Consider the following 13,850-nt stretch of genomic DNA (forward strand, 5'->3'; position numbering starts at 1 on the left):
CCGCGGGTCGGCTTTTTTCATGCCTGCGAGAATCAGGCCAGGTCGAACACGGCCATCGATTCCACGTGCGAGGTGTGCGGGAACATGTTCACCACGCCCGCCTTTTTCAGCTGGTAGCCCGCTTCATGGATCAGGATGCCGGCATCGCGCGCCAGGGTGGACGGGCTGCACGACACATACACTATGCGTTTTGGCAACATCTCCGGATGGCTCAAGCGCAGGGCGGCCAGGGCTTGCACCAGCGCCATGGCGCCATCGCGCGGCGGATCGATCAGCATGCGGTCGAATTTGCCGAGCTCGACCAGGTCTTCCGCCGTCACCTCGAACAGGTTGCGCGTCGAAAAGCTGGTTTTCTCCGACAAGCCATTCGCGCGCGCATTCGACAGGGCGCGCTCGGTCAGGGCGGTGCTGCCTTCGATCCCGACCACTTCCCTGCCCTGCGTCGCCAGCGGCAAGGTGAAGTTGCCCAGGCCACAGAACAGGTCGGCCACGCGGTCGCTCGGCTGCACGTCCAGCAAATTGAGCGCCTTGCCGACCAGCACGCGGTTGATATGGTGGTTGACCTGGGTAAAGTCGACCGGCTTGAACGGCATCTTCACGCCGAACTCGGGCAGGGTGTAATACAGTTCCTTGTCGAGCGGATAGAAGGGCGCGGCCGTTTCCGGGCCCTTGGTTTGCAGCCACCACTGGATCTGCCACTGGTCGGCGAAGCTTTTGAGCAAGGTTTCATCGGCACCCGTCAGGGGCGCCATGATGCGCAGCACCATGGCCGTGGTTTCTTCGCCGACCGCGATTTCGATCTGCGGCATCTGGTCGAAGATCGACAGGGCACCCACCAGCGCGCGCAGCGGCAGCAGCATGGCAGCCACGTGCGGCGGCAGGATCTTGCAGTCGCTCATGTCGGCCACGAAGGCCGAGCGCTTTTCGTGGAAGCCCACCAGCACCGTATCTTTTTTGGCAACATGGCGCACCGACAGGCGCGCGCGGTAGCGGTAGCCCCAGGTCGGGCCATACATCGGGCGCATCACGTTTTCCGGCTTGACCTTGCCGATATGCCACAGATTATCTTCCAGCACGCGCTGCTTCATCGCCACCTGGGCCGACGGTTCCAGGTGCTGCATCGAGCAGCCGCCGCAATTGTCGAAATGCGGGCATGTCGGCTCGACCCGCATCGACGAGGGCTTGTGCAGCACCGTCATGCGCGCCGCTTCCCAGTTTTTCTTCTTCTTGAAGGTATGAAAGCTGACTTTTTCGCCCGGCAAGGCGCCCTCGACGAAAATGACCTTGCCCGGCGAACCGTCCTCGTTGGCGAGGTGGCCGACGCCGCGGGCGTCCATGTCCAGGGATTTGATGTCGAGAATGGTGTCTTGCATGGCGAAAAACACGCGCAAGGCGTGTGCGGAAAGAGGATTAAAGGGGAACAGGAGAGGAGGCGCGCAGCCGTGTCAGCCCGCGCGCATCATAGCAAGGAATCGCGTACCACGCCACGGGCGGCCATCGCCCGCTTCAGTTTGATCAAGGCTTCCTGCTGGATCTGGCGCACCCGCTCGCGCGTGACGCCCATCTCATCGGCCAGGGTTTCCAGGGTGGCCGGATCGTCGTTGTCCAGGCCGAAACGGCGCATGATGACGATGCGCTGCTTGTCCGGCAAGCGCGTGAGCCAGTCGCGCACCAGCACCGTCATTTCGTGATGTTCGGCGCGGGCGTCGGGGCTATCCTCGGCGTCGCCAGGCAGCATGTCCATCAGGCTCGACTGCGGATCGTTGTCGAGCGGGGCGTCGAGCGAAGTAGCGTGTTCGGACAGGGCCAGGATATCCTGCACTTCCTCGACCGGACGCCCGACCAGGTGGGCGATGTCTTCGGCGCTGGCATCCTTGCCGTTGCGGTGCTGGGCTTCGAGGTGGTACTTGGCGCGCAGGATCTGGTTCAGCTCGCGCACCATGTGCACCGGCAGGCGCACCGTGCGCGCCTGGTTCATGATGGCGCGCTCGATGCTCTGGCGGATCCACCAGGTGGCATAGGTGGAAAAGCGGAAGCCGCGCTCCGGCTCGAACTTGTCGATGGCGCGCATCAGGCCGATATTGCCTTCCTCGATCATGTCGAGCAGCACCACGCCGCGGTTGATGTAATGCTTGGCGATCGATACCACCAGCCGCAGATTGTGCTCGATCATGGTCTGGCGCGCGGAAAAGTCGCCGGCCTTGGCCAGGGTGGCGAAATGCACTTCCTGGGGCGCGGTCAGCAGGGGACGGGTGCCGATCTGGTTCAGGTAGTGCTGGGTGGTATCGGTCGACAGTTCGGCCGCCAGCACTTTTTTCAGTTCATCGACGCTTTCGAGCACGGCCCCGGCCACCGGCACCGGATCGGCATCGACCTCGCCATCGGGGCCGGATGGCGCATCCGGGTCGATGTCGGGGTCGACGTCGGCGTCGGCCGGGTCGTCCGAAAATTCATCCGGACCCGGATCGTCGCCTTGCTGGTAGCTCGAATGCGTCATGAAGGGTCCACGGGACGTTCTCAGTAATACGTTCTCAGCGGTTAGGCAGGAAGCGCGAAGGATCGACCGGCTTGCCCTGCTGGCGGATCTCGAAGTGCAGCTTGACCGTATCGGCGTCCGAATCGCCCATTTCGGCAATGATCTGGCCCTTGTTGACGCTCTGCCCTTCCTTGACCACGATGCTGCGGTTATGGGCATAGGCGGACAGCAGGCTGTTGCTGTGCTTCACAATCACCAGATTACCATAACCGCGGATGCCACTGCCCGCGTACATGACTTTTCCGGCGCCGGCCGCCATGACTTGCTGGCCAGCCTTGCCGGCGATATCGATGCCCTTGTTCTTGCCTTCGTCAAAGGTGGCGACGATCTTGCCGTCCGACGGCCACATCCAGCTCAGTTTATCGTCGTCGGTGGCGCTCACGGTGGTGCCGGGCGCGACCACGGGCGGCGGTGCCACCGCCACGGCCGGCGGATGCGCTTCGCGCTCGGGCTTGTCGGCCGGCTTCGGCTCCGGCTTGCTGGTGCCGCCCTCGCCTTTTTGCAGTTCGGCCAGCGCGGCATCGCTGTACGGACGCTTGTCGGCGCGCGGCGAGCTCTTCCTGACCACATCCGGCGCCGGCGGCGGCGTTGGCTTTTTCGGTTCCGACGGCGGCGGCATGTCGATCTTACTGATCACGACGTTGTCCGGCGGAATCACGCGCAGCACCTGGTCAACCTTGATATCGTTTGGATTGGCCAGATTGTTCCAGACCACCAGGTCGCGGTAATTCTGGCCGTGGTCGAGCGCGATGCGGATCAGGGTGTCGCCCTTTTTGACCGTGTACATGCCACGTTCATCCTTGGATTCATCGACCGTGCGCGGCACCCGGTTGTCGGCAGCCGGCAGGCGGTCGACCACCGGCGCGGCGCGGCGGGGAGCGGTGGTACAGGCGCTGAGCAGGCCGAGAGTGAGGAACAGCAGGGGAAGATGGCTTGTGTATTTCATTCTCATGTTATGTGTGTCGTGTTCTTTTAAGCTAAGGCGCGCACCATGGGGCGCAGGCCGGGCGAACGCTTAAACGGTGCCCGGGCGCAAGGGCACGAAGTGGCAGCCTTCCAGGGTTTCGCTCATCCATTCGGCCTTGCCGGTGCGGGTGATCAATTGCAGGTGCTGGACCTGCGCACCCACCGGGGCGACCAGGCGGCCGCCCACGTTGAGCTGCTCCAGCAGTGCCTGCGGCACTTCCAGACCGGCCGCAGCCAGGATGATACCGTCGAATGGGGCGGCTTGGGGCAAGCCTAGCATACCATCTCCGTAGTGCAAGCGCAGATTCACGATGCGCAGGTGGCGCAGATTGGTCTTGGCCAGCTCGTGCAATTGACGAATCCGCTCGACCGAATACACCTCTTTGGCGATGCACGAGAGCACCGCCGCCTGGTAGCCGCAGCCGGTGCCGATCTCCAGCACCCGGTTCAGGGAGGCGCCGTTGCGCAGCACTTCGAGCATGCGCGCCACGATGTAGGGACGCGAAATGGTCTGGTTGTGGCCGATCGGCAAGGAGGCATCGATATACGCCTGGGCCGACAGGGCCGGCTCGATGAAGCGGTGGCGCTGCACGGTTTCGAGCGCGCCCAGCACCACCGTATCCTTGACGCCCTGGCGCGCCACGCGCGCCACCATGGCGCGCCGGATCGCGTCCGACACGCCCATGTCGGGCCGCGGCGCCACCAGCGGCAGCGGCTGGGCGCGCAGCAAGGCGTCGCTGTGCGACTTCGAGGGCGAAGCCGCCACCCGCGGCACGTAGGCCTTCGCGCCGTTCGGCTGCGCGCCGTTGCCGGCGGCATTCCGGGTTGCGGTCTGGGGCGTCGCCACTTGCGGTTTGGCAACCCTGGCGGGCGCAAACGCCGGACTCTTGCGCGCATCGCCCGTCACCGACGACAGCGGCAAGGGGAAAGTGCTGCGTTTGTCCGGCTTGTCGCTCATGCCAGTGCGCCCGACAGCAGCGCCAGCTGGTCGCGATGGGTCAGGTCGACCTGGAGCGGGGTGATCGAGACCTCGCCCTGGGCGGTGGCATGGAAATCGGTGCCCTCGCCGGCATCGCGCGTGGCGCCCGGCGGCCCGATCCAGAAAATTTCGCGCCCGCGCGGGTCGCGCCCGCGGATCACCGGCTCGGCCTGGTGACGCCGCCCCAGCCGGGTCGCGCGCACCGTGCCCAGGGCTGCGTAGGGCAGGTTCGGAATGTTCACGTTGAGCAAGTATGGCGATGGCAGCGCGTCGAAGCGGCGCAGCACGATGTCGCGCGCCAGGCGGGCGGCGGCATCGATGTGCTCCCAGCCGTGCGCCACCTGGGAAAAGGCGATCGCCGGAATGCCGAACAGATAACCCTCGGTCGCGGCCGCCACCGTGCCGGAATACAGGGTGTCGTCGCCCATGTTCTGGCCATTGTTGATGCCGGACACCACCAGGTCGGGGCGGTAGTCGAGCATGCCGGTCAGGGCGATGTGGACGCAGTCGGTCGGGGTACCGTTGACGAAGTAAAAGCCGTTGGCCGCCTGTTGCACTGACAGCGGGCGGTCCAGCGACAGTGAATTGGACGCGCCGGAGCGGTTGCTGTCGGGCGCCACGACGACGATCTCGGCCACCTGGGCGAGCGCCTCGGCCAGGGCCTGGATGCCGGGAGCGAGGTAGCCGTCGTCATTGCTGATAAGAATTCTCATGCACCGATTTTACCCGATGCAATGAGCGCCACGCTGGCCCGCGCCCAACAAATTATGCGGCGTGCTACGCGACACGCTACGCGACGTGCTAGGCGACGCGCTAGGCGACGCGCTAGGCGACGCGCTAGGCGACGCGCGCCAGCCGGGCCTTAGCGGGCGCTGACCGGGCGCCCGCCGACGGCATCGGTCAGCGCCTGTTGCAGTGCCGACACTTCGTCCTGGGCGAAAGCGAGCAGCGCATCCTTGTCGTTGTTGCGCTGATAGACCTGCTTGATCAGGGCCACCCCGCGCAGGCGCAGCAGCGGCGGCACATGGCGCCGCAACACGCTTTTGCGCAGGCTGTCGGCCAGCACGCGCGCCTCGCGCTCGCTGCGCTGGTCGATCAATTCCTGCAGCTGGGCCAGCTTGTGCGCGAGGCCGTCGCTGCCGTCGGCGGCGTCGAGGATGCCGCTGCGCCGCGCGCCGCCCGGCTGCCCGCTGTCGGGCAGCTTGCGCGCCTCGCCGCCATAGCCATGGCGCGCCGGGGCCGGGTCGCTCTCGCGGGCGGGCGCGTCGCCCGTGCCGCGCGCCTGCTCGCGCATGTCGACCAGTTTCTGGCGCAGGCGCCGCGCCGCGTCCAGGTCGCCCTGCTCGCTCAGGGTCGAGGCCAGCCGGGTCTGGCTGGTGATGGTGTCGGGATGGTCGGCCCCGAGGCAGCGCTCGCGGCTTTTGGCCAACAGTTCGAGCATCCCGCGCACCCCGCCCAGGTCGCTCTGGGCCGCCATGATCTCGGCCAGCAGTTCGCGCGCCTGCATCGTGGCTGGATGGTCGGGCCCGGCGTGGCGTTCGCGCGCGCCGGCCACCCCTTCCTGCAGCTTGCGCGCATTGCCCAGGTCGCCCAATTCCAGCAGCAGGGCCGCCAATTGCTGGGCGCAGCGCAGGCTGTCCTCGTGCTCGCCGCCGAGCAGGCGCTCGCGTCCTTCCAGCACCCGTTCGAAGACCATGCGCGCGCGGCTGAATTCGCCGTGGCGGGCCAGGGTCTGGGCCTGCCCCGCCAGGCGGTCGAGGGTGAGCATGTGGCCGCAGCCGAGCACGCGCTCGCTGGCCTCGATCAGCTGTTCGTGCAGGGCCAGCGCACGCGCGAAGTCGCCGCCCTCGGCCAGGGTGGCGGCCAGCGCGGCGCGCGCGGCCAGGGTGTCGGGATGGTCGGTCCCGAGCAGGCGCACGCAATCGTCGGCCAGCAACTCTTGCAGCAGGCGCGCCTCGGCCAGGCGGCCCTGCTGGCGCAGCAGCGCCGCCAGCAGGGCCCGGCTGGCGCGGGTGTCGGCATGCTCGTCGCCGAGCAGGCGCTGGCGCAGGCTGGTGCTTTCTTCGAAGCAGGCGATGGCTTCCTCGACCCGCCCCGTGCCCTGGTACAGCACGCCGAGCTGGTGCAGGTCGAGCGCCAGCGGCAGCGACAGCGCGGTGGCGCTGCCGCGCCCGAGGCGCTCGCGCGCCGCGCCGATGGCGGCGCACAGGCAAACCTCGGCGTGCGATTGCCAGGGAAAGTAATTGCCGCTCATCCAGTCGAGCAAGGTGGAAAAGGTGCGCGCCAGCGAAAAGCGGTCGCCATCGCGGCCGGCGCCGGGCGCGAACGCATCGCCGGCGGCCACGGCATGGATCTGCTGCAACTGGATTTCATCGAAATAGCTGTCGAGCGACACCCGGGCCACGCCGTACCACTGGCGCAGCAATTGCTCGATCACGCTCTGGTAGCCGGGCAGCGCGCGCTGCGAATCGCCACGGCGCCACTGCTGGCGGCGCTGCACGTCGGCGCTGTCGACCGAAGCTGGCAGCGGGTAGACCAGCAGCGGGCGCTGTTCGTCCTCGTGGCAACAGCGGTAATCGATGGCGCGCGTGACCGCCCCGGCCAGCCCGTCCAGGCTGCGCTGGCTGGGCGTGAACACGGCCACCAGCCGGCGCGGCAGCAGGGTGGTGCAGATGCTGACGGCGGCCGAGCGCCCGCTGGGCGCATCGACCAGCACATGCGCGAAACGCTGCGCCAGATAGTCGCCGAAACAGCGGAACAGGGCCGGACAGGCATCGAACAAGCCATCCCAGTCGAACTGGTCGGCGCGTTCGCCGTAACTGTCGTCGAAGCGGCCGGCGCGCATCAGGTACAGCGGGCGGCTCTGGTCGACCCGCTCGACGAAGGGTTCCCAGTCGACCGCGTCGAGCACCTGGCGCGCCAGCGCCGCATCGTCGCGCGCCGCCGGGCCGCGCCCGAGCAGGCGCAGGTGATCGCGGCACGCCTGGAAGTATTCCAGCAGGCCCGGCCGTTCAGCGGGGCGCCCGGCGTCCTGGTGCAGGCCGGGCGCGGCGGTATCGAAGTCGATCATCAGCACCGGCACGGTTGCGTTGTGCCGCCCGGCCAGCAGCAGCGCCATGCTCGACAGGGCCATGCTGCGCGCCGGGCCGCTCTCGAACGAGTAGAAGGTCGTCACCTCGCCCGGGCTGGCCAGGGGCGGTAGAGTAATGCGTTTGATTTCCATGTTGCTCCTCTTATTTTTTCGGAAAAGTCAGATCCGGCAGATCGCGCCACACGGGTGGGACATCGGGAAGCACGAATTGGTTGCAATCATGGCCGACGGGGGTGTACTTTTTTAGGTATTCATATTGGATGACAATCCTGTTCACGATTTTCTTGATATCGGGCAGGAACTCGGGATGCGATTTCAAGTCGCCCGTCGCCATCGTGAAATGCGAAAAATCCACGTAAAAGCTGGACGCGGCGATCTGGGGCGGCAGGCGGGCCGGATGCATGGTCATGATCACCGGAATGATCAGGTGGCTGGGCAAGGTGTACCAGCGACTTCGCTCGGCCTCGAGCGCCTGCATGGCGGCGAACTCGCGCCGCGTATAGCCATGCGCCTCGTACTTGGGCGTGTAGATCAGGATCATGGTCACGCTCTCGCACAGCGCGCGCGCGATGCGGCGGTCGATATCGTCGCCGCCGCCGAGCTGTTCCGTATCAATGAACAGCTCGTCTTCATTGTCAAAATACGGTTCCAGATAGCAGCGGATGGCATCCGACAGGGCAATCTTGAACGCGTTCATCAGTCCATCGCGGCGGCCGTGGGCGTAACTAAAGAAACAGCCATAACGGATTGCCATGTCAGCCTCCCTCTCCTGTGGTCCCACTGAAGCGCTCGCGCTGTCGACTTTAACAAGCGCGACAGAGGTGGCCTTGCGCGTACGCAAACGGCTTGGCGGCCCGCCAGCGCGGAATTCAGGCATAATCAAAAAACCAAACGGTCGTACTATTTTTTAACAATACTCATCGGAGACACCAATGAAAGCCGTGGTTTGCAAAGCGTGGGGGCTGCCCGACAGCCTGGTAGTGGAACAAGTGGCGGCCCCGGTGGCCGGACCGGGCCAGGTGCTGCTGGACGTCAAGGCGGCCGGGGTCAACTTCCCGGACGTGCTGATCATCCAGGGCAAGTACCAGTTCAAGCCCGAGCTGCCATTTACCCCGGGAAGCGAACTGTCGGGCGTGATCAGCGCGCTGGGCGCGGGTGTCACCAACGTCAAGCTGGGCGACCGGGTGATCGCGTTTACCGCCCAGGGCGCGTTCGCACAGCAAATCGTGGTGCCGGCCCAGGCTGTCATGCCGATGCCGCCCGGAATGGATTTCGACACCGCCGCCGCCATCACCCTCACCTACGGCACCTCGCACCACGCGGTGCTCGACCGCGCCGCGCTCAAGGCTGGCGAAACCATGCTGGTGCTGGGCGCGGCCGGCGGCGTGGGCTTGGCGGCCATTGAAATCGGCAAGGCGCTGGGCGCGCGCGTGATTGCGGCGGCGTCAAGCGATGAAAAACTGGCGGTGTGCCGCGAGCATGGCGCCGACGCCACCATCAATTATAGTACCGAAGATTTGCGCGAAGCGATCAAGGCCGCCACCGACGGCAAGGGGCCGGACGTGATTTACGATCCGGTCGGCGGCATCTACGCCGAACCGGCCTTCCGGTCGATCGGCTGGCGCGGGCGCTACCTGGTGGTCGGTTTTGCCAACGGCGAGATTCCCAAGCTGCCGCTCAACCTGACCCTGCTCAAGGGCGCGTCGCTGATGGGCGTGTTCTGGGGCGAGTTCGCCAAGCGCGAACCGAAGGCCAACCTGGCGGCCATGCGCGAACTGATGGGATGGCTGGCCGAAGGCAAGATCCGGCCGCGCATTTCAGGCCGCTACACGCTGGAACAGACGGCCCAGGCCCTGAACGACATGGCCGCGCGCAAGGTCACCGGCAAGGTGGTGATCGTACCGGACGCGTAAGCGGCCGGGCAACGCGGAGGCCGGGCAACGCGGAGGCTGGGCAACGCGGAGGCCGGCCGCCTACTTGGCTTGCTGGGCGATCCAGGTGTTGATCCTGGTCTCCAGCAGGGCCAGCGGCAAGGTGCCGTCGGCCAGCACGGCATCGTGGAACTTGGCCAGGCTGAACTTCTCGCCCAGCGCCGACTGCGCGCGCTGGCGCAGTTCCAGGATTTTCAGCGCCCCCACCTTGTAGCCGAGCGCCTGGGCCGGCCACGCCATGTAGCGTTCGGTCGCGTTGCGCGCATCTTCCTCGGTGCTGCCGGCCTCGTCGACCAGGAAGCGGATGGTTTGTTCGCGCGTCCAGCCTTTGGCGTGCAAGCCGGTGTCGACCACCAGCCGGGCCGCGCGCATCATGTCGAGCATCAGATGGCCGGCGTAGGCGTTCGGGTCTTCATACAAGCCCATTTCCTTGCCCAGCGATTCGGCGTACAGGGCCCAGCCTTCGATATACGCATTGTTGCCGCCGAACTTGCGGAACTTTGGAATCGGCAGCTCCTGCTGCTTGGACAGCTGGAAATGGTGGCCCGGATGGCCTTCGTGCAGGAACAGGGAGGTCATGCGCGTGCTGGCGTATTTGGCCGGGTCGGGAATCACGGCCCAGAACATGCCCGGGCGCGAGCCATCCGCCGCCGCGCCTGTGTAATGGTCGGACGCAGTATCACGCGACAGGGCCGGCTCGGCGCGGATTTCCAGCGGCGCCTTGGGCAGGGTCGCAAACAGGCGCGGCAGCATCGGCAAGATGCGCGCATTGAGCGCCCGGTACGCCTGCAGCACGTCTTCCTCGGTCTTGAACGGCCGGTACTTGGGCTGCTGCGTCAGCCAGCGCGGCAAGCCGGCCGGCGTGCCGGTGTAGCCCAGCTTGGGCGCCAGCTTGGTGAATTCGGCATTGATGCGGGTCATCTCGGCCAGCCCGATGCGGTGGATTTCTTCGGGCGAGAGCGCGCTCGTGGTTTGCGCCGCCACCCAGGCGCGGTACCAGTTGCCGCCATCCGGCAGGCTGCCCCAGCCGGCGGTCTCGCGCGCGGCAGGCAGGTATTCGGTCTCCAGGAAGGCGGCCAGCTTGCGCAGCGAGGGCAGCACCTGCACCCGCACCGCTTCGCGGTAGGCACCCGTCATGCGCGCTTTTTCGCCCGTGCTGAACGATGCCGGCAGTGCCCGCGCGGGCGCCGAGAAAGCACTGGTATCGACCGTGGAAGCGGCCAGCGCCTTGATCTGCGGCAGCAGCCCCTGCACCAGTGCCTTGGGCTGCACGATGCCCTGCTTGATGCCGGCGCGCATGTTGGCAATCGCCGCGTCGGTCCACTGCGGCAGCGCCGTGATGCGCTTGAGGTAAGCCTGGTAATGCGCCACGGTGGCCAGCGGCTGCGAACCGTCGCCGGCGCCGAAATTGGCCAGCAGCACCGGCAAGCTGTCCATCTGGCTCATCGGCAGCAGATAATCCTTGAACGACTCGAAGCGCAGCAAGTTGCTGACTTCGAAAGCGAGGACGTCGTAGGTGGTCAGGTCAAGCGGCGTGAGTTTGCTGCGGTCGATCCGGGCCAGCTCGTCGCGCACTTCGTGCAGCATGGCGAACTGGCGCGCGCGCACGGACGGCACGATGGTCATCGACAGCAAATCGTCGAAACGGTTGTCGCCCGAGAACGTGGCGTTGATCGGCTCGAAGCGCGCCTGCTCTTCGTAATAGCGTTCGGCCAACTGGGCCAGCTGCGCGGCCGGCGCCCCAGCCGGTGTCTTGACCGGATCGGCGGCGCCGGGCGCCAGCGGCTCGGCGGCATGCAGCGGCAGCGCCGCTGCCACGGAGGCGCCCAGCAAGGCGGAAAGTAGTAGCGAGCGCAGCACGGTCATGGCTTAGTCCTGGGGTTCTTGAGGCGGTTTAAAAAAGGCGATCACGTCTTCCTGCAAACGGGTACGCTTGAATGACGGCAGGCTCTGCCACACACGCTTGCCGTACGACTTGGAAATCAGGCGCGGGTCGCAGATCATCAGCACGCCGCGGTCGGTCTCGTCGCGGATCAGGCGCCCTGCCCCCTGCTTGAGGTTAATGATCGCCTCGGGCAGGGTGTGGTGCATGAAGCCGTTCAAGCCCTGCTTTTCCATCACATCGATGCGGGCGGCCAGCACCGGGTCGTCGGGCGGCGCGAACGGCAGCTTGTCGATGATCACGAGGGACAGCGCATCGCCGCGCACGTCCACGCCTTCCCAGAAACTTTGCGAGCCGACCAGCACGCCGTTGCCGGCATTGCGGAAGGAATCGAGCAATTCCGTACGGCCGCGCTCGCCCTGGACGAAGAGCGGAAAGTCGAGTCCGCGCTTGGCGAACTCGTCGCGCAGGCGCTCGGACACGTGCTTGACGGCGCGGATCGTGGTGCACAGGAAAAAGGTGCGCCCGCCGGCCGCCTCGATCACCGGCAACGCGCAATCGATGACGGCGTCGGTGTAGCCGAAGGAATTCGGTTCCGGCAAGCCATTCGGCACGTACAGCAAGCCCTGCTGCTCGTAGTTGAACGGGCTCGGCCAGGTCTTGGCCGGTTCGCCCGTGAGACCCATCTGGTTCGAGAAATGCTTGAAGTCATTCTTCACCGCCAAGGTGGCCGAGGTAAAGATCCAGCTGCGCGGCGTGCCTTCACGCTGGTTGTTGAAGATCGGCGCGATCGACAGCGGGGTCTTGTGCAGTTGCAAGGAGGAGGAAAACGCCTCGACCCACAGCACCGCCTGGTCGCCTTCGACCACTTTCCCCTTGCCATCCTGCTTCCAGGCGTCCAGCGCGGCGGCCAATTCGACCGCGCGCACGCGCACCTGCTCGATGGTTTCGGCGCGCGCCGCCTGGTCTTCCAGCACATCGATCATCGCGGCCAGCTTTTCCTTGAGCGTGTTCAGGGCCGGAAAAAAGTCGGAGGATGGCATGATCTGCGCCAGCGACAGGCGCATGATGTCTTGCGGGAAGGTCAGGCGCAGGTCGCGCGCGGCCTTTTCGACCACGGTCACCACCTTGGCCCAGTCGGGGCCGCCGCGCGCGTGCGCCAGCCCCTCGGCCAGCACGTCGCGGCACAGTTCCAGGATTTGCGAGGTCGACACGGTCTGGCCGAAAAACAAGGTGGCGGTGTCCGGCAACTGGTGCGCCTCATCGAAGATGATGGTGTTGGCCGATGGCAGCAGCTCGGCCACGCCGGTATCTTTCAGCGCCACGTCGGCGAAGAACAGGTGGTGGTTGACCACCACCACGTCGGCCTGCTGGGCTTCGCGGCGCGCCTTCATCACGAAGCAATCCTGGTAATACTGGCACTCGGCGCCCATGCAGGTGTCGCGCGTGGAGGTGACCAGGTTCCAGATCAGGGCGTTTTCGGGCACCTTGGCCAGTTCGGCCTTGTCACCGGAGGTCGTCATCTTGATGAAGCGCGAGATTTCGCGCAGGTTGCCGACATCGTCGCGCGAGGTCATGCGCCCGTTCTGCAAGGTGCGTTCCAGGTGGTAGTGGCAGACGTAGTTCGAGCGGCCCTTGAGCAGCGCCACCGAAACCGGCGCCTTGAGCGCGGCGCGCACGGTCGGGATGTCGCGCAGGAACAACTGATCCTGCAAGTTTTTGGTGCCGGTCGAGATGATGGTCTTGCCGCCCCACAGCAGCGCCGGGACCAGGTAGGCAAAGGTTTTACCGGTGCCGGTGCCGGCCTCGGCGATCAGGGTGCTCTGGTCGGCGATGGCCTGGGCGATCGACTTGGCCATCTCGGTTTGCGAGCGGCGCGGGCTGAAACTGCCGACCGAGGGCGCGAGCGGGCCGCCCGCGCTGAACAGGCGGTCGACTTCGGCATCGTGTTTGCCGGCCGGCAGGGTGTCGGCGCCGTCGCCAGCGTCGTGTAGCGCCCCGGGCGCAAGGAGAGGGTCGGTCAAAGTGGCATTTCAGTGAAGCGAAGACGGATCAGGCCGGGACATCAGGCACTAATTGCATTTTCAGCAGGGTAATGTGGTCTTTCAATTGCAATTTACGCTTTTTGAGCCGGCGCAATTGCAACTGGTCGTGGTGCCCGTCCAGGGTCAACATATCTATGACCGCATCCAGGTCGCGATGTTCCACATCGAGTTCGATCAGGCGGCGCTGGATGGTTTGGACATCGTTCATGTGTGGCATTCCAGACAAGTTCATTTCAAAAATTTCATCAACTGCTGCCCAAAAACGCATACAATCGGAAACAATTTTTGTCGCACAGAAAATTGTCTCCGCTTGCAACAAGGAGGCAACTCAGTGCATAGTTTAATCTACGGCGCCGTTGCAGCCAACACTATCGCATACGACAGCCAAGACAGCCGTATGGTAACGCAGCCAGGACTTTA

At 65.6% G+C, this 13,850-nt stretch carries 11 protein-coding genes; 1 reads left to right on the forward strand and 10 read right to left on the reverse strand.

Features of this window, described 5'->3' with window-relative positions; all coding sequences use genetic code 11:
- Positions 1 to 32: 32 nt before the first annotated feature.
- The 7 genes from rlmD to F2P44_RS22240 all read right to left on the reverse strand — a co-directional run bounded on the left by rlmD (position 33) and on the right by F2P44_RS22240 (position 8,449).
- Positions 33 to 1,373: a 23S rRNA (uracil(1939)-C(5))-methyltransferase RlmD gene (rlmD, locus tag F2P44_RS22210; protein ID WP_167089426.1), complete on the reverse strand. Its 1,341-nt coding sequence runs from the start codon at positions 1,371 to 1,373 to the stop codon at positions 33 to 35.
- A gap of 86 nt (positions 1,374 to 1,459) precedes the next feature.
- A complete protein-coding gene (gene rpoS / locus F2P44_RS22215; protein WP_167089428.1) occupies positions 1,460 to 2,497 on the reverse strand; it encodes an RNA polymerase sigma factor RpoS in 1,038 nt (345 codons plus the stop codon).
- Positions 2,498 to 2,531: 34 nt separating this feature from the next.
- A complete protein-coding gene (locus F2P44_RS22220; protein ID WP_167089430.1) occupies positions 2,532 to 3,482 on the reverse strand; it encodes a peptidoglycan DD-metalloendopeptidase family protein in 951 nt (316 codons plus the stop codon).
- Positions 3,483 to 3,551: 69 nt separating this feature from the next.
- A complete protein-coding gene (locus F2P44_RS22225) occupies positions 3,552 to 4,460 on the reverse strand; it encodes a protein-L-isoaspartate(D-aspartate) O-methyltransferase (protein ID WP_167089433.1) in 909 nt (302 codons plus the stop codon).
- Positions 4,457 to 5,194, reverse strand: a complete 738-nt coding sequence (gene surE, locus F2P44_RS22230) for a 5'/3'-nucleotidase SurE (RefSeq protein WP_167089435.1) — start codon at positions 5,192 to 5,194, stop codon at positions 4,457 to 4,459. The genes F2P44_RS22225 and surE overlap by 4 nt, the downstream gene beginning before the upstream one ends.
- Before the next feature lie 149 nt (positions 5,195 to 5,343).
- Positions 5,344 to 7,704, reverse strand: coding sequence for a tetratricopeptide repeat protein (locus tag F2P44_RS22235; protein WP_167089437.1), 2,361 nt, complete (start codon positions 7,702 to 7,704; stop codon positions 5,344 to 5,346).
- A gap of 10 nt (positions 7,705 to 7,714) precedes the next feature.
- Complete coding sequence (locus tag F2P44_RS22240) at positions 7,715 to 8,449, reverse strand: toll/interleukin-1 receptor domain-containing protein (RefSeq protein ID WP_229423688.1); 735 nt, start codon at positions 8,447 to 8,449, stop codon at positions 7,715 to 7,717.
- 55 nt (positions 8,450 to 8,504) lie between these two features.
- On the opposite strand from F2P44_RS22240, the gene F2P44_RS22245 reads away from it, so the two are divergent.
- On the forward strand, positions 8,505 to 9,485 hold the full coding sequence (locus F2P44_RS22245) for an NADPH:quinone oxidoreductase family protein (RefSeq protein ID WP_167089439.1): 981 nt from the start codon (positions 8,505 to 8,507) through the stop codon (positions 9,483 to 9,485).
- A gap of 60 nt (positions 9,486 to 9,545) precedes the next feature.
- On the opposite strand, the gene F2P44_RS22250 is transcribed toward F2P44_RS22245, so the two are convergent.
- The 3 genes from F2P44_RS22250 to F2P44_RS22260 are packed head-to-tail and all read right to left on the reverse strand — an operon-like array spanning position 9,546 to position 13,638.
- Positions 9,546 to 11,369: a DUF885 domain-containing protein gene (locus tag F2P44_RS22250; RefSeq protein ID WP_167089441.1), complete on the reverse strand. Its 1,824-nt coding sequence runs from the start codon at positions 11,367 to 11,369 to the stop codon at positions 9,546 to 9,548.
- A 3-nt stretch (positions 11,370 to 11,372) separates the two neighbouring features.
- On the reverse strand, positions 11,373 to 13,409 hold the full coding sequence (yoaA, locus tag F2P44_RS22255) for a DNA repair helicase YoaA (protein WP_167089443.1): 2,037 nt from the start codon (positions 13,407 to 13,409) through the stop codon (positions 11,373 to 11,375).
- A gap of 28 nt (positions 13,410 to 13,437) precedes the next feature.
- Positions 13,438 to 13,638, reverse strand: a complete 201-nt coding sequence (locus F2P44_RS22260; RefSeq protein WP_167089445.1) for a YdcH family protein — start codon at positions 13,636 to 13,638, stop codon at positions 13,438 to 13,440.
- Positions 13,639 to 13,850: the final 212 nt, after the last annotated feature.

It is taken from the genome of Massilia frigida (assembly GCF_011682175.1).
Taxonomy (GTDB): domain Bacteria; phylum Pseudomonadota; class Gammaproteobacteria; order Burkholderiales; family Burkholderiaceae_D; genus Telluria_A; species Telluria_A frigida.